We start from the raw sequence: 19,463 nt of genomic DNA, 5'->3' as shown, positions 1-19,463 counted from the left end.
AGTGCACTATCGGGGTGGGAGGTGGCGTGATGATGACGCACGCGGCGTACGACTGCGATGTGCTGGTGATCGGTGGCGGAATCGTCGGTCTGTCGACCGCGTACGCGATCACGCGCACCGCGCCCGGCACCCGGGTCACGGTGCTGGAGAAGGAGTGGGGCCCCGCCGAGCACCAAACGGGGCGCAACAGCGGGGTGATCCACAGCGGCATCTACTACGCCCCGGGGTCGCTCAAGGCGCGCTACGCGGTGCGGGGCGCCGCCGAGCTGGTGGACTTCTGCGCGGAGCACGGGATCGCCCATGCCGTGACGGGCAAGCTGATCGTGGCGACGCGGAGCGACGAGCTCCCCCGGCTGCACGCCCTGGTGCAGCGCGGCCGGGCGCACGGCCTGCCGGTCCGGGAGCTCGGCCCCGCCCAGATCGCGGAGTACGAACCACGGGTGCGCGGCCTCGCCGCGATCCGGGTGGGGACGACGGGGGTGTGCGACTTCACCGCGGTCGCCGTCCGGTTCGCCGCCGAGGTGAGCACCTCCGGCGGACAGATCCGTTACGGCGCGGAGGTCGTCGCCGTGGACCGGCGCCCCTGGGGTGTCGCGGTGCGCACGGCCGACGGCCAGGTGGTCAGGGCCCGTGTGCTGGTCAACTGCGCGGGGCTGCACAGCGACCGGGTGGCGCGGCTCGCGGGTGACGACCCGGACGCGCGCATCGTGCCGTTCCGCGGGGAGTACTACGAGCTGGCCAGACCGGAGCTGGTGCGCGGTCTCGTCTATCCGGTGCCGGACCCGGCCTTCCCGTTCCTCGGGGTCCATCTGACCCGGGGCGTCGACGGCACGGTCCACGTCGGTCCGAACGCGGTGCCGGCCCTGGCCCGCGAGGGATACGGCCGGGCGGTCGTCAACCCGCGCGAGCTGGCCGCCACCCTGGCCTGGCCCGGCGCCTGGCGGATCGCCCGGCGCCACTGGCGGTACGGGGCGGGCGAGGTCCACAGATCCCTGTCGAAGAGCGCGTTCACCCGGGCCGTCCAGCGGCTGCTGCCCGAGGTGACGGAGGCCGATCTGCGGCCTTCCCCGGCCGGGGTCAGGGCCCAGGCGGTCCTGCGGGACGGCACGCTGGTGGACGACTTCCTGATCCGGGACGCCCCGCACACGGTGCACGTGCTGAACGCCCCGTCACCCGCCGCGACCGCGTCCCTGCCCATCGGGAGGGAGGTGGCACGACGGGCCCTGCTGCGGGCTCGGGCGACGGGGTGGGCGCCTCCCGCCGTAGAATCGGGTCATTGTGTCTGAGCCCCTGAACCCCACCCCAGAGACGCCCGGCCCCGCCGCGGAGACGCCCGGCGGCGCGCCGGAGACCGGTCCCGACGCCTCGCCGGACGCGGACGCCGCCGAGCGGCGGGCCGCCTCCTTCGAGCGACAGCGCAGGCTGCGCCAGGAGCCCCGCTTCCCCGGCGGCCCGGCGGCCGATCCGGCGGGCTCGCACCACGAGCGCCGCATCCGCAGCTTCCAGCCCCGCCGCAGCCGGGTGACCGCCGGCCAGGAGGAGGCCCTCCAGCGGCTGTGGCCCACGTGGGGTCTGGACATCGACGGCAAGGGCGTCCTCGACCTCCCCACCCTGTTCGACGGCCTCCCGGTGGTCCTGGAGATCGGCTTCGGCATGGGCGAGGCCACGGCGCAGATGGCGGCCGACGACCCCGGCACCGGGATCCTGGCCGTCGACGTCCACACCCCCGGCCAGGGCAATCTGCTGGGTCTCGCGGACCGGGCCGGGGTGTCCAACGTCCGTGTCGCCAACGGCGACGCGATCATCCTGCTCCGCGAGATGCTGGAGCCGGCCGCTCTGGACGGGCTCCGGGTGTATTTCCCCGATCCGTGGCCCAAGAAGCGGCATCACAAGAGGCGGCTGATCCAGCCCGAGTTCCTCGACCTGGTGGCCCGGCGACTGAAGCCGGGCGCGCTCGTCCACTGCGCGACGGACTGGGAGCCGTACGCGGAGCAGATGCTGGAAGTCCTGACGGCCCACCCGCTGTACGAGAACACCCAGGCGGACGGCGGCTACGCGCCGCGGCCCGCGTTCCGGCCGCTGACCCGCTTCGAGGGCCAGGGCCTGGACAAGGGCCACGTCGTGCACGACGTGCTGTTCACCCGTCGCTGATCAGCCACGGCCCGTCATCGCGGCATGGCCAGGTGTCAGTGGCTCTCGTTAGGGTCGTCGGGTGTACCAGGGGTCCGTGCAGCACCAGCAGCCGGACGTCCCGGTTCTCGAGGGGCAGAAGCTCGACGAGTTCCTGGGCGCCGTCCCGGAGCGAGGCCAGTGGCGTTACCGGCCCCGTCGCGTCGGCATGGTCTGGCGCAGCAAGGCGTTCCGCGCCGGTGCGCTGATCACGGTCCTCGCGTTCTGCGGTCTGATGATCCTGGCCCTGGTGCGCCGGCAGACGGGTACCGAGGGCTTCCTGGTGGGGCTGGGGCTCGCCGTGCTGCCCGTGCCGCTGCTGATGGCGGCGTTCCGCTGGCTCGACCGGGTCGAACCGGGCCCCTGGCGGAATCTGCTGTTCGCGTTCTCCTGGGGCGCGTGCGCCGCCGCGCTCGTGGCGATCATCGCCAACTCCTTCGCGACCCGGTGGATAGCGACGGCCACCGCTGATCCGGCGGGCGCCGACACCCTCGGGGCCACGGTCGTCGCCCCGGTCGTCGAGGAGACCGCGAAGGCCGTCGCGGTCCTGCTGATCTTCCTCTTCCGCAGACGGCAGTTCGGCGGGATCGTCGACGGCATCGTGGTCGCCGGCTTCACCGCGACCGGCTTCGCCTTCACCGAGAACATCCTTTACCTGGGCAACGCCTTCGGCGAGGACCAGCAGATGGGGACCACGGGCTTCGCCTCGGTGACGGCGGGGACGTTCTTCGTCCGCGTGGTCATGTCGCCGTTCGCGCATCCCTTGTTCACCGTGCTCTCCGGCATCGGCTTCGGCATCGCGGCCCTCGGTGGCCCGCGTCACCGGGTGCGGCGGGTGGCACTGCCCCTGCTCGGGCTCATTCTCGCCATGGGCATGCACGCCCTGTGGAACGGCTCGTCGGCCTTCGGACCGTACGGCTTCTACGCGGTGTACGGCGCGTTCATGGTGCCGTGCTTCGGACTGGTGACCTGGCTCGCGGTCTGGTCGCGCCAACGGGAGCTGCGCACGCTCTCCACCGAACTGCCGGTGTACGCGGCGGCCGGCTGGCTGACCCCCGCCGAGCCGCTCGCGCTGGCCTCGATGCGGGCGCGGGGCATGGCCCGTGACATGGCCAGGCACTGGAACGGCACCCCGGACCGAGCCCGCGGCAGAGCCGCGGCCCGCGCCGTCGCGGAGTACGAGTCGTTCGCGACGTCCCTGGCCATGCTGCGCCGCCGGGCCCGCCATGACGGCGCGGGCCCGGACTTCGCCCTCCGCGAGCAGGAGTTGCTGCACCACTTGTGGCACCGCCGGGAGACCGCGGCGCCGGCTCTGACGTACGCGGCCCACGCGACCGGGCGGCTGCGCACCTTCCGCCCGCAGGCCCCGCCGCCGTTCCCCCGTCAGTTCCCGTACGGCGGCCCGCCGCAGCACCTCCCCGCACCGCACCGGCACTACGGCGGCCACAACCCGTACCTGGAGGAGGGCGGGCGCCCTCCCGGTCCGTCCTAGACCGATGCCTCGGTCAGCTCCGCCAGCTCCTGGCCGGTCAGCCGGAGTTCCGACACCGCCATCAGCGCCGGCAGCTGCTCGACCGTACGCGCGGAGGCGAGGGGCGCGGCCACGGTCGGCTGCGAGGCCAGCCAGGCGAGAGCGACGGTGGCGATCTCCGCACCGTGCTCCTGGGCGATCCTGTCGAGCGCCGTGAGCACCTTGCGCCCGCGCTCGGTCTCCAGGTGCTTGCCCGCGCCCTCGGCCCTCGCGCTCTCGACCGATGCCCCCGGCCGGTACTTGCCGGTGAGGAAACCCGAGGCGAGGGCGAAGTAGGGGACGGCGGCGAGACCGGCGGCGGCCGCCGTGTCCTGGAGCGCGCCCTCGTAGGTGTCGCGTGAGACGAGGTTGTAGTGCGGCTGCAGCGCCACGTAGCGGGCGAGGCCCTCCCGCTCGGAGAAGTCCAGGGAGGCCTGGAGCCGCTCGGGGCTGATGTTGGAAGCGGCGATCTCCCGGACCGTGCCCGCCTTCACCAGCTGGTCGAGCGCGGTGATGATCTCCTCGACGGGGACGCTCTCGTCGTCGAAGTGCGTGTAGTAGAGGTCGATGTGGTCGGTGCCGAGCCGGCGCAGGGACGCCTCGGCCGCCTCCTTGATCGTGGTGGCCGAGAGCCCCTTGTACGCCGGATGGGCGCCGACCTTCGTGGCGACGACGACGTCGTCGCGGCGGGAGCGGGCCGCCAGCCACTTGCCGATGAGGGTCTCCGACTCACCGCCCTCGTTGCCCGGGACCCAGGCGGAGTAGGAGTCGGCGGTGTCGATGAAGTTGCCACCGGCCGCCACGTACGCGTCGAGGACGGCGAAGGTGCCGTCCTCGTCGGCCGTCCAGCCGAAGACGTTGCCGCCGAGGGCGAGGGGGAAGACCTGAAGGCTCGAGGAGCCGAGCGGGCGCAGAGAAGTCATACCCGGGGACAACGAGCCGCCTGAGGCGACTATTCCGTTTACCGCCCGGATGACGGCCCCGGGCAGCCCGGCTTACGGCCGGACGACGGCCCCGGGCAGACCGGCTTACGCCCGGACGACGGCCCTCGGACAGACCGGCGGCCCTGACGTCGGGGGGTTGTGCGTCAGGGCCGCCGGGGTTCCGGTGCGCCGCGTGCGGCGTCAGCGTCCGAACAGGATCAGTCGGCTCGATCAGCCGGTGCGACCAGGATCAGTCGCCATCCGATCGGGATCGGTCAGCGTCCGATCCGGGTCAGACCGAGAGGCCCTTGCTGCCCAGCCACCCCATCGGGTCGATGCCGGTGCCGTCCGGGGTGTGGACCTCCAGGTGGAGGTGCGGCCCGGTCACGTTGCCGGTGGCGCCGACGCGGCCGATGGTCTCGCCGGTGGTGACCTTCTGTCCGGCGGTGACGTCCATCGAGGACTGGTGGCAGTACCAGATCTCCGTGCCGTCATCGAGCTCCAGGACCGTGCGGTAGCCGTACGAGCCCGACCAGCCGGCCGACTTCACGGTGCCGCTGTGCACGGCCTTGACCGGCGTGCCGGTCGGAGCCGCGAAGTCCAGCCCGGTGTGGTGACCGGACGACCACATCGAGCCGGACTGCCCGTAGGTCGAGGTGATGGTGTACGAGGAGGTCGGGATGGCGTAGCTGGCGGCGAGCTTGGCGAGGCGCTCGGCCTCGGCCTTCTTCTTCGCCGCCTCTTCGGCCGCCTTCTTCTTCGCGGCGGCCTTCGCCTCCGCCTCGCTCTGCTGCTTCGCCGCCTCGGCCGCGGCAGCCTCGGCCGCCGCCTGCTCCTGCGCCGCCTTGGCCTCGGCCTCGGCTCCGGCCTGCTGCTGCTCGGCCTGCTGGAGGATGCGCGCGCGGAGCGCCTCTCCCGCGTCGGTGGTGCCCTGCTCGGCCTCGGCGGCGGTGATGCCCGCGCTGGTCAGCGGGGCGGACGCGGCGACCGTCTCGTTGTCCGAGTCGGAGTCACCGGACATGAACGCGCCCACGCCGGGAAGGGACTTGGCGTCAGGGAGATTGTCCGCGATGGAATCGGGAAGAGAAATGGAGACCGGCGGCTTGCTCTGCGCGGTGGCCATGCCACCCGCTCCGACGGCCGCGATGACGCCGACACCGAGGACGGTGGAGCTACGGGCGAGGCCGCGCTGCTTGGCTACGCGGTGCCGGCCGCGTACGGGACGGACGGACTCCGCGGTGGGGTTCCATTCATCCCAAGTCCTGTCCTCATCACCGAGGCTGTCGGTCCTGAAGGATGACGGGGCCTCGGGGGCAGGCTGATTGGACGCCACGTGGGCGCACTCCTTTCCTTCCTTCTCGCCTACCGGGTTAGCTGACGGGTTCGGAGCAGGAAGGTCTCCTACGGACCCCTTCGTCCCTCGCGAGACACAGGTGTCCGATTCACCCCATGTAGGTGGTTCCCCGGTTCCCTTGCGGAATTCGGCGCTGCGCACGGTGCCGTCTCTTGCGACGGCGGGTACAACCGCGCTGCGTTATCGAACGTTAATAGACACCCGGGTCCGATTCCAAGCTGTTCCCATAGATCGGTCAGCGTCTTGGCCTGGACTTTCAGGGGTCAAACGGGCGCAAACGGGCGAGTTGAGCGCCCCTCATCCAGCCGATAGTTTCTGACGGTTCGTCAAATGTTACGCGGAGCGAGGTCTCTCGACTACCGACGGTCGCAACCGGTCATCCACGGTCCCGCCCCACGATCTTCACCGTCGTCCGCCGCTCCTGCTGCCCCCGCGCCGGACGGCCGACCGCGAGCAGCGCCAGGTCGTCCGTCGACCGGCCACCGGTGTGGAGGCGTACGTCATCGGTGAGCGCGGACAGCAGTTCCTCGGGCCCGGGGAAGAGCCGGCCACGCAGCCGCGCGGCCGGGTCGTAGAAGACACCCTTCGCGTCCCGCGCCTCGGAGAGCCCGTCGGTGAACGCCAGGAACATCGACCCGGCCGGCAGCGTCCACTCGTCCGCCCGGTCCGGCCACGCGTCCAGCCCCATCCCGAGCGGCAGCGCGGGAGCCTTCGGCGCCAGCACGTCGAGCGTCCCGTCCTCGTGCAGGACGAGCGGCTCGGGGTGTCCGCGGTTGACGATCCTCAGGACGTCCGCGCCCGACGGGATCTCCGCGACGACGGCGGTGACGAACCCCTCCATGGAGTCGAGCCCGCCCCGTCGCGAGCCCTCACGTGCCAGCGCCCGCTCCAGCCGCTGGACGACCCCCTCCAGCGACCTCTCCTGCTCGGCGGCCTCCCGGAACGCCCCGATCACGACGGCCACCGCGGCCACCGCGTCGAGCCCCTTGCCCCGTACGTCCCCGAGGACCAGACGCACCCCGTACGGCGTGTCCGCGACGGCGAACAGGTCGCCGCCGACGAACTCGTCCGCCTGGGCCGCCTCGTACCGCGCTGCGACCTGCAGTCCGCCGATCCGGTCCTCGGGCGTCGGGAGCACCGCGCGCATGGCGGTCTCCGCGATCACCCTCGCCGAGGCCAGCTGCTCGTTCCTGCGACGCACGACGCGATTGATGACGAGGGAGAGCGCGGCGACCGTGACCAGCGTGAGCAGGTCGGTGAGCGGCACGACGTCGCCGAGCGCACCGTCCGAGATCCGGATGGCGAGCACCACCAGGATCGCGGTCACGCCGACCCGGACGGTGCTGGCCAGCGAGAAGAACGGAGCGGCGATCAGCGGGGCGGCGGCGAAGAGCGGAACAGCGGTGACCTCGGCCGGCGTCAGGAGGTCGAGGATCACCCCGACGCCGATCATCAGGACCGGAAGGACCCGCACGAAAAGCCGGGAGCGCGAACTCCCGGCCGCGCTCCCCCGCCGTCCGTCCCGCTTCCCCACCTGTGCGCTCCTGCCCGGTCCACCCACGGGTGCGGACGGTACCGCGCCCCGCCCAGGCCGGCCGGAGCCGCGCCGAACGGCGACTCGTCATCGGCCAAAGGGAGGAGCGCCCCGGAGCTCCGCCCACCGGTGGTCAGCCGGGGAGGCGGTGCTGCGCGTGGATCGTCGGTGCGTCCCGTACGAAGACGGCGGTTCCGTCCCCGTAGCGATCGTAGTTCCTTCCGAAGCGGGGACCGGCGACGCGGCGTCAAGGCCGCGCCCGCACCCGACGGCCGGGTGACGGCATACGACAGAGGCCCGGATCCTCGAAAGGATCCGGGCCTCTGTCTTCAGTAGCGGGGACAGGATTTGAACCTGCGACCTCTGGGTTATGAGCCCAGCGAGCTACCGAGCTGCTCCACCCCGCGCCGTTGTGATTGCAACTCTACGCCATCCGGGACGGTGCTCCGACCACGTATGGCCGCGACTGCCCTCCACCCCTCCCGACGGGGAGCCCTTCGCACCCGACGGACTACATCAACAGGCGGTGTCGGCCGCGCAGTTGCCAGGCACAGTGACGTACCCAAGGATGTTGCCGCACCCCCCGATCTCGCGTTTCGCCTCTCTGGAGGGCTACCGAATGTCCACACCGCACAGACCCGCCCCGGTCACCCCGGCCACGCCGTCACCGCTGCGCCTGTCTCTCGTCAGCGGAGTGTTCGGCGCCGTGTTCGGCTCGGTGATCAGCGCCGCCGTCAACTACCTGGTCATCGGTGTGCCCGACAGCGCCTCGGTCAACGCGCTCAACCACGGGATATCGGGCCTGTTCAGCGGGTTCGCGGCCGGATTCATCGGGCTCATGGTGCATCTGCGCAGGAACACGGCTCCGACCCGGGAGAGCACCACGGCCGCGTCGCAGGGCTGAGCCCACGCCGTGCCCCGGCCGGGACCGGGGCACGGCTCGCGATTGCGGGGCGTGCGGAGCGGCGGGACGCTGGAGGGGCAAAGCCTTTCGGTGTTCGGTCCCGTCTGCGCGGCATCCCAGGTGCCGGCGTCGGCCCAGCTGCCTCCCCCGACGCGGGGGTGTGTGCCAGGGGAGGCCGGGCGCATGCGTGCGCTAGGAGACGATCATGGACGGCACCCTGCTCGAAACGATGAGAACAGCTCTGCGCGGTCCGGTGATCGGCCCGGACGACCAGGAGTACGGGCAGGCGCGGGCGGTGTACAACGGCATGATCGACAAGCGGCCTGCGGCCGTGGTCCGGTGCCGCGACACGGCGGACGTCATGGCGGCCGTCGACTTCGTCCGCGAGAACGGCCTGGACGTCGCCGTCCGGGGCGGCGGGCACAGCGGCCCCGGCCTCGGCCTCCGGGACGACGCCGTGACCCTCGACCTCTCACCCATGCACGGCGTACGGGTCGACCCGGCCACCCAGACCGCCCAGGCGGACGGCGGCGCGACGCTGGGCGACCTCGACCACGTCACCCATGCCTTCGGCCTCGCCACCCCGTCGGGGATCATGTCCACCACCGGCGTCGGCGGGCTCACTCTCGGCGGGGGGCACGGCTACCTGACCCGGAAGTACGGCCTCTCGGTGGACAACCTGGTCTCCGCGGACGTGGTCCTGGCCGACGGCAGCTTCGTCGCCACGAACCCGAGCGAGCACCCCGACCTCTTCTGGGCGCTGCGTGGCGGCGGCGGCAACTTCGGCATCGTCACGTCGTTCGACTTCGAGCTGCACCCCGTCGACACCGTGGGCGTCGGCATCACCGTCTGGCCCCTGGAGCACTTCCAGGACGTCATGCGCTGGTACCGCGGCTTCCTGCCGCAGGCACCCGACGACCTGTACGGCTTCTTCGCCTCGCTGAGCGTGCCGCCGGGCCCACCGTTCCCCGAGGAGATACACGGACAGAAGATGTGCGGGGTCATCTGGTCCTCGACGGCCGACCCGGACGCCCTGGGCGACACCCTCGCCGTCGTGGACGAACCGGGCCCGCCCGCCTTCCACTTCACGGCGCCGATGCCCTATCCGGCGTTGCAGTCGATGTTCGACGCACTGCTGCCGTCCGGCCTCCAGTGGTACTGGCGCGGGGACTTCTTCGACCGGATCACGGACGACGCCGTCGACGTGCACGCGGCCTTCGCCGAGAAGCTGCCCACCGGGCTGTCGACCATGCACCTGTACCCGGTCGACGGAGCGGCCGCCCGGGTCGGGGCCGACGAGACGGCCTGGGCCTACCGTGACGCGCGCTGGTCGGGCGTCATCGCCGGCATCGATCCCGACCCGGCCAACGCGGCGGCGCTGCGGGAGTGGGCCGTAAGCTACTGGGAGGCGCTGCACCCGCACTCCATGGGCGGCGGCTATGTGAACTTCCTCGGCACGGGCGAGTCCCAGGACCGGGTCCGGGCCACCTACCGCGGCCACCACGACCGGCTCGCGGAGATCAAGCGGTCCTACGACCCGCACAACCTCTTCCACGCAAACCAGAACATCGAGCCCGCCGCGCCGCGCTGACCGTCACGCCGGGCTCGCAAAACCGGGGGAAAGCCGTGCCGGGAGGGTTACAGTCTGCATGCACCGCATGATGATCCGGACGCCCCCGGAGCGGCGCGGCACCGGTAGCGGCACCTCGTAGCCCTGCCGGTCACGACCGGTCCGGCATGCACCGCAGCGATTCGGTCACGGGGCTCTCACCACACACCTACGTACAGGACACCTGAGATGACCGACACGCCTGCCCGCACGAACCGGCGCCACCCCGACGCGGCCTCCACGGCCACGACCGCCGACACGGGCGCCTCGGCCCCGCTGCCCACTCCGCAGTACGCGGGCCTGTTCATCGAGCCCGACCTGCCTCCGGTCGCCGACGAGCCCGAATGACCGGGGCGCCGTGACCGGCCCCGCGAGCCCGGTCCCGGGCAGCCGGCCCGAGTGACCGGTAAGGCCGCACGGTCGTTGGGTGACCATGCGCATCCGTATCGGCGTGGTCGTCCTCGCAGTGGTCCTGCTGATCGCCGCGTACATCTCGAACATCCCGACAGAGGCCGAGACAGAGGCGGCCTGCCGGCGGGCCCTCGACAACACGTCGACGTGGACCTTCCGGCCGGACGTCTGCCTGGACGTGTCCGCGGAGACCTACCGGACGTTCCTCCTGATGTACCAGTTGCGGGAAGAGGGCCTGGACTGAGGGAGGGCGGGCCTCCGGCCCGTCAGCCCTGCTGTTCCTTCCACTCCGCCTGGGCCTCGTCGAGGTCCTCGGCGAACGAGTCCAGGAAGTCCTTGGCGCTCGTCCTGCCGAGCAGCACCTTCTGGAAGCCCGACTCGCTGTCGGCCTTGGACAGGGTGTTCCAGTCCGGCAGGTAGTAGGGGAGCTGGACGATCTTCGTGTCGCCCGAGAACAGCGCCTCGGCGCCCAGCTTGGTGGTCTCGGCCTCGTCGAGCCAGGAGTCCTCGGCGGCTTCCTTGTTGGCCGGGATCAGGCCCGCGGACTCGCTGAACTTGGAGTTCGACGCGTGGGACGCGGCGAACTCGATGAACTTCCAGGCCGCCGCCTTGTTCTCGGACGACTTGAGCAGGCCCAGCCCGGAGACCGGGTTGGAGACCATCACCCGCGTGCCGTCGGCCAGTTCGGGCTGCGGGATGCCGCGGAACTTGTCGGCGCCGAGCGAGCTCACGTGGTCCTGGTAGGACCCCAGGTTGTGGTTGAGCATGGCGATGCTGCCGGAGTCGAACTGGGCGACCATCTTGGTGAAGTCGTTGTTGAGGTCGGCCTCCGGGGTGGCCTTCTTGTACAGGCCCGCGTACTTCTCCAGGGCCGCCACGTTCTTCGGGTCGTTGACCGTCGTCCTCGTCCCGGACTCGTCCCAGAACGACTCGATGCCCGACTGCCCGTACATCGAGTCCAGCGCCTGCGCGATCGAGCCGGGGCCTCCGCGGATGGTGTAGCCGAACCGGTTCTTCTGCCGGTCGGTCAGCTCTGCTGCGGCCTTGTAGAACTCGTCCCAGGTGTCCGGCTCTCCCAGCCCCGCCTTCTTGAACAGGTCCGTCCGGTAGTAGAGGACACCGTTGGTGGCGGAGATCGGCACCGTGTACATCTCGTCCCGGCCTGCGGCGCTCCGTACGTTCTCGATCATCGCCTCGTTGAGCTTGCCCTTGAGGGAGCTCGCCGCGACCCGGTCGTCCAGCGGCTCCAGCGCGTCCTGCGCGGTGATCCCGGCGACCATGGCGGCACCCACGCCCCCGACGTCCGGCAGACCGCCGCCCTGGATGGCGGTGTCGTACTTGGACTGGGCCTCGGTGGACGCGATCCCCACGTACTGCACGTCGATGTCCGGGTTCGCCTTCTCGAAGTCGGCGATGATCTCCTTCCAGATCGCCGTACGGACCCCGCCGTTCTCGTCCCAGAACACGATCTTCCCGGTGCCCGGACCCTCCGCGCCTTTCGCGCCGGCGATCCCGCTGCCGTCGTCACCGCAGGCGGTGGCGGTGAGGGCGAGGGCGGAGACCAGGGATATCGCGGCTGCGAGACGGCTGTTGCGGGGAGTGATCATCGTCGGCTCTCTTCTCTGGGTGCTCACCTGCGGGGGCGCTCGGCCAACTGCCGCCGCAACGTGAAGCCGTGGGGGAGGACGCTCGGATCTCATATCGCGTCTCATATATGACATACGAAGACAACGCGAAGAACGTAAAGTCGGCCGGCTCCCAGGGTCAATGCCCGTGCATCAGAAAAATCGCGATTGCATTATGCACACGATGTGCCCCATACACTTTGCCGAAACAATACGATGAAGGCAGCACGCACAACGGCACGACGAGACACCGGCCTCGCCCGGCAGGAAGCAGGAGGTGCCCGAAGCATGAACAGGGCAACGCAGGAGGTCGAGTACGAGCAGATGCTGCTCAGCCGCCACGGCCTGCTGACGCACAGAAAGGGGCGCCGCAAGGACGGCCTCCTGGAGCGGAGCGCGTACGTCCTGCTCAGCCGCATCCGCGTACAGGGACCGATGTCCGTCGGCGAGCTCAGCGAGGCCTTCGACCTCGACGTCTCCACCCTCAACCGGCAGACCGCCGCAGTCATGCGCGCCGGCTACGTGGAGCGCATCCCGGACCCGGACGGTGGCATGGCCCGCAAGTTCCGCATCACCGAGGAGGGCGCGAAGACGCTCGACGCGGAACGCGAGGGCATGGTCAGCTCCCTGCAGCGGGTCATGGCCGACTGGCCCGAAGAGGACATCACCGCCTTCGCCGGCTATCTCCGCCGCTTCAACACCGACCTCGAACGCCTCGGCGGCCGCCCGTGGCCACGCCCCTGAGCCACCGGACGGGGTGACGCGGGAGGGTGCGCTCCCCCACGCACGGCGGCGTCCCGGTGGGAACGACGTCGGTCTCCCCCTTCGTTTCCCGGCAGTCGAACTGTCTTGCAGCCAACAGGGGGTCATTCGTGGCGGTCTGCGCCATGTCACGGCCGGCGTTCGCATGTCTGCTGGCCTTGTTCGCCCTGGTGGAGAGTGTGTGGCGCTGGTTCACAGGGCTGGGCCTGATCCCGTGGGTACGCAGAAGCACGGGGCGGTCGCTATCGAACACGGCCTTCGACGAGTTCACAGCGGTCGTGAACGGCAACAAGACGGTGGAGCTGGAGCAGCGGCTGGTGGAGTTGCTGCTGCGGGACGACGAGAGCGACGGCGCGCCACCCCGCTCCAGCGTCGACCCGACCAACGGCACCGCCCTCATAGTGCCGCCTCAGGAAGCGGGCGTCCCGCGCGCCGACAGGCGCGATGCCCTTGAGGGACGTCCGTAGCGCCGGCCGTCGGACGTCCGCTCACGCAAGAGGCCGGGAAAGACGAAGCACCCCGGCAGGCCGAAGCCGGTCGAGGCGCTGCGCAGCAGTTGGGAGGGATTGCCTCCGCCTGCACCAGGTAGGCCGTGTGGGACTCGAACCCACAACCAACGGATTACAAGTCCCGGCAGGGTCCTGCCGGGACTCCCGCTGGGCATTCCGGTGCTCCAGAAATTCCCGGCCAGAGGCCCGCCCTTGACGTCCGATCCAGATCTGCACGCGTCGTGCCACCATGCCCGCTCACGCATTAACGCCCTCCTGGAGAAGACGGGATCAACACTTCCAAATGTTCGCTTGAGGGTTACGGGCTGTGCAGGAGTACTCCGAAGAACGTGCACCTATCCCGCATCATGACGAGTAAGCGTAATCAGCTGCCAGGCGAGCACTACGTGCACCAGAACGCAGATGCCCCACGCTCCGGATCCGCGCATTCCATGACGCAATACCGTCACCCAGCCGGCTCCCATCAAAAGCACGACTGCGGCGCAGAGCACCCAGGAAGCGACAAACCACGGGGTGGAAAGCTCCGTGAGAAGCCCGATCAAGGCAAGTGGTGCGAGCGCCAGCAGAGGCAAGGCCCAGGTGCCCTCGGTGGCAGTGCGCGGGGACGTGGTGTCGGTCATGCGGAACGCTCCGTGTTTCTGTTCGCGGTGTACTGACGACAGACCGGGCATATACCCAGCGGAACCAGGAATGCCCGACCTCTCGTTACTCAGTCAGGAGATACGGTCAACCGAGGCCCCACGAACTTCTATCCCCCGTTTAATGGAACTTGCCATTCCTCCGGCCAGAGAGGAACGGCGCGTGGTAACGCCCTCACTCATCTGGGCGCCGAGCACACGTGCACGCTACCCCCTGATCGATCACCTGACTATGATGAAAGCCGCGGATGGAGGCGCATATTTGCCCTCACTCTGCACTGACCTGCTTATTCACTCTTCACAAGCGCCTACCTTTGGCCAAAACCAGACTTTTGACATCAGGATGCAACCAAAGTGTTTCCGATTTAGTGTCTGAGAGGCCCCGCCGAGCACTCGTTGAGGTGTGCGGCACCGGTTCGTACGCCGCCTCGTATTACTGGTTCAGCTCAGGAAACCGCGGTCCATGACCGTGTCGGGCAGGTCGCCGGTCCGTGCGATGGTCGCCATGGCGAAGGTGGCGAACTTGTGCGGGGTGCGATCATTACCGACGACACGAGTCACACAACGCCCCAACTAATGACCGGCGTTGAGCAGGCCACGCGTCTCTTCGTTCCACTCCGCCTGCTTCGGCGTACCAACGATGGTGTCCGCCGCGTCCACCAGAAAATCGGCGGCTCCTCCTCGGTGTTCGCGTGGAGGAGGAGCGCAGGCGTGGTGTTGATTGTCGGCAGCGGCTCGTGGACCGTTTCGGTCAGCACTTCCAGGAGCCGCGACTTACCGCACCACCTGGCCGGCCCCACCACCGCCAGGCGCGGCGCGTGTTGCAATGCAGGCTGGAGGTGCGTGGCCACTACCCACAACGTGATTGCACCCGGCTCCTCCGCTGACGGCGGGATCACGAACTGGGCTATCTGGGTATGCAGTGCACCAGCAGCGCGGAGCCCTGCGTCGACTCGGCATCAGACATGTTCTCCGGCCCGCTCGACGCTCGCGCCTCAGCGGAGCTGCCCTGAACGCGGCAATAGCCAAGCAGTACATCGCCTTCAACCCGGCCTCCCACGTCGAACTGGAGTCCGGTAAGCGCCCGAAGCCGCTCCTCTGGGCTGCGCAGCGAGTGGAGCGCTGGCGCGCCACGGGTGAGCTGCCTTCACCGGTGATGGTCTGGACGCCGGCTCAGTTCGGAACGCCTGGACGCAGCCGAATCCGACCGGCTTTATGTGCTCTTCCACCTCGTGGGTACCTGCGGCCTTCGCAGGGGTGAGGCTGTTGGCCAGAACTGGACCGGTGTCGACCTGGGCGGCCTCATCACACCGGCCAAAAAGATCGTGGTCGACGGCTGGGATCCGTACGAATCCGCCCCCAAGACGTACGGCAGCGCCGGGACGACCGCCCTGGACAGCGCCAACGTCGCTCTCTGCGAGAGCACCACCACAACCATGCTGGAAGCCCGGGAGAAGTGGGACACCGCATGGAAGGAGACCGGCAAGATCTTCACTCGCGAGGACGGATCCTGGCTGCACCCGGAGACGGTCTCCGAGACGTTCAGGCGCATCCTCGCAACCACGGATCTGCCGCCCATCACACTGCGTGATCTGCGCCATGTCGCGGCCACTCTCGCACACGGCGCGGGCGGCGACCTGCACACGATCAAGGAGACGCTGCGCCACTCCACGATCACGTTGACCTCGGACACGTACACGAGCCTGTTGCCCGAGGCCGACCGGGCGGTGGCTGAGGCAGCCGCGCAGTTGGTGCCTCGAACTAACCCACCACGCCAGTAGAACTATGGCACCGTATCGGACTTCGTGCGTGGTGCTCCCTCTGGCAGAGACGCGGGACTCCCTTCAGGCATGGGCCTCGTTCTACGAAACTGAATGCCTGATCTTCCGTAACTGCCGAGCGCGGGAACTGGCGGACGTGCCAGCCTGGGCAGGTGCAGGCGCTCCGGCCTGACTCACCCCTTCGCTACACGTGGGGAGTACACCGTGAGTCAGGGCGAACCCCCCGACGACTCTTCCTGGGAACAGATCGTTCCGCCCGATGTGGCGGGCACTGCAGACCAGGCGAACTGGTACTTCAACCATGTGCGCATGGCTATTCCTCGGTTTGCCGGGCAGGGATCTGCGTCTCACGCCCGAAACCTCAGCTACTTCACGTCCAGCGACCCGGAACTGACCGCCACACTGTGGCTGCGCGTCGGTTCCGTGAGGTCGACGGCCATCACCTACGCGCTCACCGGACCACGAGAAAAGGTCCGGGAAGAGAAGCCCCGGTGGCGCACCGTCCTTGAGTCCGTGCTGGAGTCATTCCGGGCCGATCGGGCACCTGAGCGCGACTGGGCCGCGATTCTCATCCCGAAGGCAGCCCAGCTCGCCCGCTGGACCGGGCCCCTCCGAGCGTGGCCCGACCGACTGGACACCCCCGTAGGGATCGGCCCTATGACCCTCGTCTCCCTACCGACCTGGGTGACTCAGCCTCATTCACACCCGGACGACTCGTCGGTCATGCTGGGGGTTGGCTACTGGCCACTTCTCGTCACTGGCACAGCTTCCGGCTATTTCCAAGCTGGGGCCCTCCAGGCCGCGGCACGCGACCTGCTTCGCCTCCAGTGGCTCCTCACTCTCGTCACCGCCCGGACTTGGCAGCGCGGGACTCAGCCTTGCCTCATGGAGGCGGACAGCCAGACGGATGCTTTCACCGCCCAGTGGCTGGAAAGGATGAACGTCTGGTCCCTCGGGAACCAGTTCCCCGCTCCCGATGCCATTGACCTGGCTCTTCCGCATTGGCTGTCGGCTGCCTGGGGCAAGAGCGTGGCGTCGCGACGCTGCTCGAACGCACTCAACGCGTACGGCCACGCTTTCGGGTACTTCACCGAAGAGGCGACTTCCGATGCCGGCGCCCGGTTCGCCGCAGTGATCGAAGCAGTCACCGGTACACGTACGCCGTCTCAAGCAGAGAGGACCGCAGCAGACCATCTGCTCAGCGCGGCAGCTCCGGACACTCTCACGGAATCCGAAGCAACAGAGGCTGCGAAGGACATTCTGATGTATGCCCTCCGCTCCGAAACCGTCCACACCGGTCAGCTCCATGGCCCCGAATCTCTCGGCGGCATGTCGTTGGGGATGTTCTCCGCAGACGGTGACCCCTCTTACGTCCACCACATGACGACCGGCGTGCTCCAGCACCTGTGCCGCGACATCCTCATCCATAATCTGGGCGGGCCGACCAACGACCCGTCGCCAATCCTCCAAGGGCTCGATGGCATACGCGAGGGATGGATGAGCATCGGCCCGCCACTCCCCGTGTAACTCAGCGGCAAGACATCCCCTCCGCAGGAGGACCGGTGACGATCCGCTCACACATCGCTCACGCACGCGCCCTTGAACAGCAGAGCGCCCCGACCGGCCGAAGCCGATCGGGGCACTCCACCGCAGGTCAGCGGGTTGCCCCTGTCCTGCTGCCGGTAGGCCGTGTGGGACTCGAACCCACAACCAACGGATTAAAAGTCCGCTGCTCTGACCAATTGAGCTAACGGCCCCTGATGGATCACCCCCGAGCATAGCTGCCCCGGGCCCGGCAGCCGATCGGGTATCGGGTGCCGGGCCCTGTCATGGGCGGGGCGGGCCGGTCAGTCCGTGCTCGTGCGCTTGTGATCCGGGGTTTGCGGCTTGAGGAACCAGTGGCGGGCCGAGACCAGCCACCAGACCGCGGCGAAGCCGAGCACCACCAGCACGGCCAGCGGCGCGTAGTTGAAGCTCTCCCAGGTGACCGGGGAGACCTGGGGCAGCATGAAGAGCACCGTGATCACCCCGACCCAGGCCACCGCGATGACGCCGATGGGCCGGGACCACCGGCCCAGGTGCCAGGGTCCCCGCACGAAGTCGTCACCCCGAAGGAGCCTGAGCAGCGTGGGGATGACGTAGGCGATGTAGAGGCCGATAACCGCGATGGACGTCACGGCGGCGTAGGCGGTGACGTTGATCAGGTACGGCAGGCCGAGGGCCAGGGCGCCGAGAGCGGCCAGCCAGACCGCCGCGACGGGTGTGCGGGTGCGGGGGCTGACCGTGTGCCACACCCGGGAGAAGGGCAGCGCCCCGTCGCGCGAGAAGGCGTAGATCATGCGGCTGTTGGCGGTCACCGAGGCCATTCCGCAGAACAGCTGGGCCCCGATCACCACGAGCAGCAGGAGCTTGCCCGTGGTGGCTCCCAGGGCGTCCAGGAGGATCTGGGCGGGCGGGGCGCCGGTCGGGGAGTTCAGCGCGCCGTCGTACGACTGGATGGCGAAGGTGAAGCCCAGCAGGAGCACGAAGCCGGCGATCCAGGACGTCCAGATCGACTGCACGATGCCGCGCGGGCCCGCCACGGCTGCGTCGTGGGTCTCCTCCGTCATATGGGCCGAGGCGTCGTACCCCGTGAAGGTGTACTGCGCCATCAGCAGGCCGATCATCACGACGTAGAAGCCGCTGCCCCAGCCGGTGTTGTTGACGAACTCGGTGAAGACGTACGACGCCGACTGATGCGAGTCCGGTACGAAGGTGAGCGCCCCCACGATGACCGCGACCCCGACGACGTGCCACCACACACTCACGTTGTTGAGGACGGCGACGATGCCGACCCCGAAGGTGTTCAGCAGGCCGTGCAGGACCAGGATCGCCGCGAAGAGCAGGATCGTACGTCCGGGTGTGACCTCGAAACCGAACTGCAGGTTCAGGTACGCCCCGAGGAAGGACGCCGCCCCGAAGTCGATGCCGGCGGTGACGGCCACCTGGCCGAGTACGTTGAACCAGCCGGCGAACCAGGCCCACGCCGCGGCCGAGCGCGGCGGGGCGAGGCGGTGGGCCCAGAAGTACAGGCCCGCGGACGTCGGGTACGCCGAACAGATCTCGGCCATCGCCAGGCCGACGAACAGCGTCATCAGCCCGACGCCGACCCAGCCCCAGGTGATGACGGCGGGACCGCCGGTGTTCATGCCGAACAGATACAGCGTCAGGCAGCCGGAGAGCACCGAGATGATCGTGAACGAGACGGCGTAGTTGGAGAAGGCGGACATCCGGCGCGCGAGCACCTGGGTGTAGCCGAGTTCCGCCAGCCGCTCCTCGTCGGAGGTGGGCGCGGGCGAGCCCTTCAGGGCGTCGGGTGGTGGCTCTGCCGCCACGGCTTCGTCGCTTGTCATGCCCCCAGCGATGCCCTGGCACGGACGCCGGAAACGCCGCGGGGCCCGTACGCCACCGAAGTGTCGTACGGGCCCCGCGGTCGGTCAGCCTGTCAGCCGGACTCAGCCGTTGCGCTTCCAGCGCGGCTTGTCGTCCCGGCGGCCGAAGGTGCCGGTGCCGGTACCCGTGCCGGTGCCACCGCGGTGGTCGTCGCGGCGACCGGTCGGGCGGTCGCTGCCACCGGAGCGGAAGCCGCCCGAGGGACGGTCGTCACGACGGTCGCGGTTGAACGGACGGTCGCTGCCACCGGAGCGGAAGCCACCGGAGGGACGGTCGTCACGACGGTCGTTGCTGCGGAACGC

General features: G+C 69.4%; 16 protein-coding genes, 2 tRNA genes, 4 pseudogenes and 1 riboswitch. Of the genes and pseudogenes, 11 read left to right on the top strand and 11 right to left on the bottom strand.

What is annotated here, in order from left to right; translation table 11 throughout:
• The first annotated feature begins 29 nt into the window (after positions 1–29).
• From lhgO to AB0P41_RS09850, 3 genes are all read left to right on the top strand, one after another.
• Positions 30–1,286 (top strand): L-2-hydroxyglutarate oxidase, encoded by a 1,257-nt coding sequence (lhgO, locus tag AB0P41_RS09860; protein ID WP_365931182.1) that lies wholly within the window; start codon positions 30–32, stop codon positions 1,284–1,286.
• Positions 1,279–2,151 carry a tRNA (guanosine(46)-N7)-methyltransferase TrmB gene (trmB, locus tag AB0P41_RS09855; protein ID WP_365931180.1) on the top strand — a complete coding sequence of 291 codons (873 nt, stop codon included), beginning with the start codon at positions 1,279–1,281 and terminating at the stop codon, positions 2,149–2,151. Before lhgO ends, trmB begins: the two co-directional genes overlap by 8 nt.
• Before the next feature lie 61 nt (positions 2,152–2,212).
• Positions 2,213–3,661, top strand: coding sequence for a PrsW family intramembrane metalloprotease (locus AB0P41_RS09850; protein WP_365931179.1), 1,449 nt, complete (start codon positions 2,213–2,215; stop codon positions 3,659–3,661).
• On the opposite strand, the gene AB0P41_RS09845 is transcribed toward AB0P41_RS09850, so the two are convergent.
• From AB0P41_RS09845 to AB0P41_RS09825, 5 genes and pseudogenes are all read right to left on the bottom strand, one after another.
• Positions 3,658–4,602 carry an aldo/keto reductase gene (locus AB0P41_RS09845; RefSeq protein WP_356714793.1) on the bottom strand — a complete coding sequence of 315 codons (945 nt, stop codon included), beginning with the start codon at positions 4,600–4,602 and terminating at the stop codon, positions 3,658–3,660. The two genes, AB0P41_RS09850 and AB0P41_RS09845, sit on opposite strands and share 4 nt — an antisense overlap.
• 292 nt (positions 4,603–4,894) lie before the next feature.
• Positions 4,895–5,935: a M23 family metallopeptidase gene (locus tag AB0P41_RS09840; RefSeq protein WP_356714794.1), complete on the bottom strand. Its 1,041-nt coding sequence runs from the start codon at positions 5,933–5,935 to the stop codon at positions 4,895–4,897.
• Positions 5,936–5,946: 11 nt separating this feature from the next.
• Positions 5,947–6,099: riboswitch (cyclic di-AMP (ydaO/yuaA leader) on the bottom strand.
• Positions 6,100–6,332: 233 nt separating this feature from the next.
• Entirely contained in the window at positions 6,333–7,490 is a 1,158-nt protein-coding gene (locus tag AB0P41_RS09835) for a PP2C family protein-serine/threonine phosphatase (RefSeq protein WP_356714795.1), read from the bottom strand.
• A 133-nt stretch (positions 7,491–7,623) separates the two neighbouring features.
• Positions 7,624–7,731, bottom strand: a pseudogene (locus AB0P41_RS09830) (TipAS antibiotic-recognition domain-containing protein); the annotation flags it as partial.
• A 92-nt stretch (positions 7,732–7,823) separates the two neighbouring features.
• A tRNA-Met gene (locus AB0P41_RS09825) sits at positions 7,824–7,897 on the bottom strand.
• 212 nt (positions 7,898–8,109) lie between these two features.
• Between AB0P41_RS09825 and AB0P41_RS09820 the strand changes: the two genes are divergently transcribed.
• The 4 genes from AB0P41_RS09820 to AB0P41_RS09805 all read left to right on the top strand — a co-directional run bounded on the left by AB0P41_RS09820 (position 8,110) and on the right by AB0P41_RS09805 (position 10,658).
• Positions 8,110–8,394, top strand: coding sequence for a hypothetical protein (locus tag AB0P41_RS09820; protein WP_356714796.1), 285 nt, complete (start codon positions 8,110–8,112; stop codon positions 8,392–8,394).
• 205 nt (positions 8,395–8,599) lie between these two features.
• Positions 8,600–9,985, top strand: coding sequence for an FAD-binding oxidoreductase (locus tag AB0P41_RS09815; RefSeq protein ID WP_356714797.1), 1,386 nt, complete (start codon positions 8,600–8,602; stop codon positions 9,983–9,985).
• Between the two features lie 207 nt (positions 9,986–10,192).
• Positions 10,193–10,351: a hypothetical protein gene (locus tag AB0P41_RS09810; protein ID WP_365931177.1), complete on the top strand. Its 159-nt coding sequence runs from the start codon at positions 10,193–10,195 to the stop codon at positions 10,349–10,351.
• 85 nt (positions 10,352–10,436) lie between these two features.
• Positions 10,437–10,658, top strand: a complete 222-nt coding sequence (locus AB0P41_RS09805) for a hypothetical protein (RefSeq protein ID WP_356714904.1) — start codon at positions 10,437–10,439, stop codon at positions 10,656–10,658.
• Positions 10,659–10,680: 22 nt separating this feature from the next.
• Here the strand turns inward: AB0P41_RS09805 and AB0P41_RS09800 are convergent, their stop codons facing one another.
• Positions 10,681–12,021: a sugar ABC transporter substrate-binding protein gene (locus AB0P41_RS09800; protein WP_365931175.1), complete on the bottom strand. Its 1,341-nt coding sequence runs from the start codon at positions 12,019–12,021 to the stop codon at positions 10,681–10,683.
• A 306-nt stretch (positions 12,022–12,327) separates the two neighbouring features.
• On the opposite strand from AB0P41_RS09800, the gene AB0P41_RS09795 reads away from it, so the two are divergent.
• Complete coding sequence (locus tag AB0P41_RS09795; protein ID WP_356714800.1) at positions 12,328–12,783, top strand: MarR family transcriptional regulator; 456 nt, start codon at positions 12,328–12,330, stop codon at positions 12,781–12,783.
• 143 nt (positions 12,784–12,926) lie between these two features.
• Positions 12,927–13,268 (top strand): DUF6191 domain-containing protein, encoded by a 342-nt coding sequence (locus AB0P41_RS09790; protein WP_365931173.1) that lies wholly within the window; start codon positions 12,927–12,929, stop codon positions 13,266–13,268.
• Between the two features lie 377 nt (positions 13,269–13,645).
• On the opposite strand, the gene AB0P41_RS09785 is transcribed toward AB0P41_RS09790, so the two are convergent.
• Both AB0P41_RS09785 and AB0P41_RS09780 read right to left on the bottom strand, forming a co-directional pair.
• Entirely contained in the window at positions 13,646–13,930 is a 285-nt protein-coding gene (locus tag AB0P41_RS09785) for a hypothetical protein (RefSeq protein ID WP_365931171.1), read from the bottom strand.
• 474 nt (positions 13,931–14,404) lie between these two features.
• Positions 14,405–14,915, bottom strand: a pseudogene (locus AB0P41_RS09780) (hypothetical protein); the annotation flags it as partial.
• 36 nt (positions 14,916–14,951) lie between these two features.
• Between AB0P41_RS09780 and AB0P41_RS09775 the strand changes: the two are divergent.
• Both AB0P41_RS09775 and AB0P41_RS09770 read left to right on the top strand, forming a co-directional pair.
• Positions 14,952–15,729: pseudogene (locus AB0P41_RS09775) on the top strand (tyrosine-type recombinase/integrase); the annotation flags it as partial.
• A gap of 204 nt (positions 15,730–15,933) precedes the next feature.
• Positions 15,934–17,256 (top strand): hypothetical protein, encoded by a 1,323-nt coding sequence (locus tag AB0P41_RS09770; RefSeq protein WP_365931169.1) that lies wholly within the window; start codon positions 15,934–15,936, stop codon positions 17,254–17,256.
• A gap of 156 nt (positions 17,257–17,412) precedes the next feature.
• Here AB0P41_RS09770 and AB0P41_RS09765 read toward each other — a convergent pair.
• From AB0P41_RS09765 to AB0P41_RS09755, 3 genes and pseudogenes are all read right to left on the bottom strand, one after another.
• A tRNA-Lys gene (locus AB0P41_RS09765) sits at positions 17,413–17,486 on the bottom strand.
• A 90-nt stretch (positions 17,487–17,576) separates the two neighbouring features.
• Positions 17,577–19,121: an amino acid permease gene (locus AB0P41_RS09760; protein WP_356714831.1), complete on the bottom strand. Its 1,545-nt coding sequence runs from the start codon at positions 19,119–19,121 to the stop codon at positions 17,577–17,579.
• 102 nt (positions 19,122–19,223) lie between these two features.
• Positions 19,224–19,463 (bottom strand): annotated as a pseudogene (locus AB0P41_RS09755) (RNA helicase); the annotation flags it as partial.

Origin of the sequence: Streptomyces sp. NPDC079167, assembly GCF_040686735.1 — a bacterium.
GTDB lineage: Bacteria > Actinomycetota > Actinomycetes > Streptomycetales > Streptomycetaceae > Streptomyces.
Note: the sequence above shows the minus strand (reverse complement) of the source record. Positions and strands in the feature narration are given on the sequence as shown.

Bases quoted from the DNA above. Each gene is read 5' to 3' on its own strand.
- AB0P41_RS09820 (WP_356714796.1), top strand. From the start codon at position 8,110: ATGTCCACACCGCACAGACCCGCCCCGGTCACCCCGGCCACGCCGTCA.
- AB0P41_RS09785 (WP_365931171.1), bottom strand. From the start codon at position 13,930: ATGACCGACACCACGTCCCCGCGCACTGCCACCGAGGGCACCTGGGCC.
- AB0P41_RS09760 (WP_356714831.1), bottom strand. From the start codon at position 19,121: ATGACAAGCGACGAAGCCGTGGCGGCAGAGCCACCACCCGACGCCCTG.
- AB0P41_RS09795 (WP_356714800.1), top strand. From the start codon at position 12,328: ATGAACAGGGCAACGCAGGAGGTCGAGTACGAGCAGATGCTGCTCAGC.
- AB0P41_RS09800 (WP_365931175.1), bottom strand. From the start codon at position 12,021: ATGATCACTCCCCGCAACAGCCGTCTCGCAGCCGCGATATCCCTGGTC.
- AB0P41_RS09790 (WP_365931173.1), top strand. From the start codon at position 12,927: ATGTCACGGCCGGCGTTCGCATGTCTGCTGGCCTTGTTCGCCCTGGTG.
- lhgO (WP_365931182.1), top strand. From the start codon at position 30: ATGATGACGCACGCGGCGTACGACTGCGATGTGCTGGTGATCGGTGGC.
- AB0P41_RS09845 (WP_356714793.1), bottom strand. From the start codon at position 4,602: ATGACTTCTCTGCGCCCGCTCGGCTCCTCGAGCCTTCAGGTCTTCCCC.
- AB0P41_RS09805 (WP_356714904.1), top strand. From the start codon at position 10,437: ATGCGCATCCGTATCGGCGTGGTCGTCCTCGCAGTGGTCCTGCTGATC.
- AB0P41_RS09815 (WP_356714797.1), top strand. From the start codon at position 8,600: ATGGACGGCACCCTGCTCGAAACGATGAGAACAGCTCTGCGCGGTCCG.
- AB0P41_RS09810 (WP_365931177.1), top strand. From the start codon at position 10,193: ATGACCGACACGCCTGCCCGCACGAACCGGCGCCACCCCGACGCGGCC.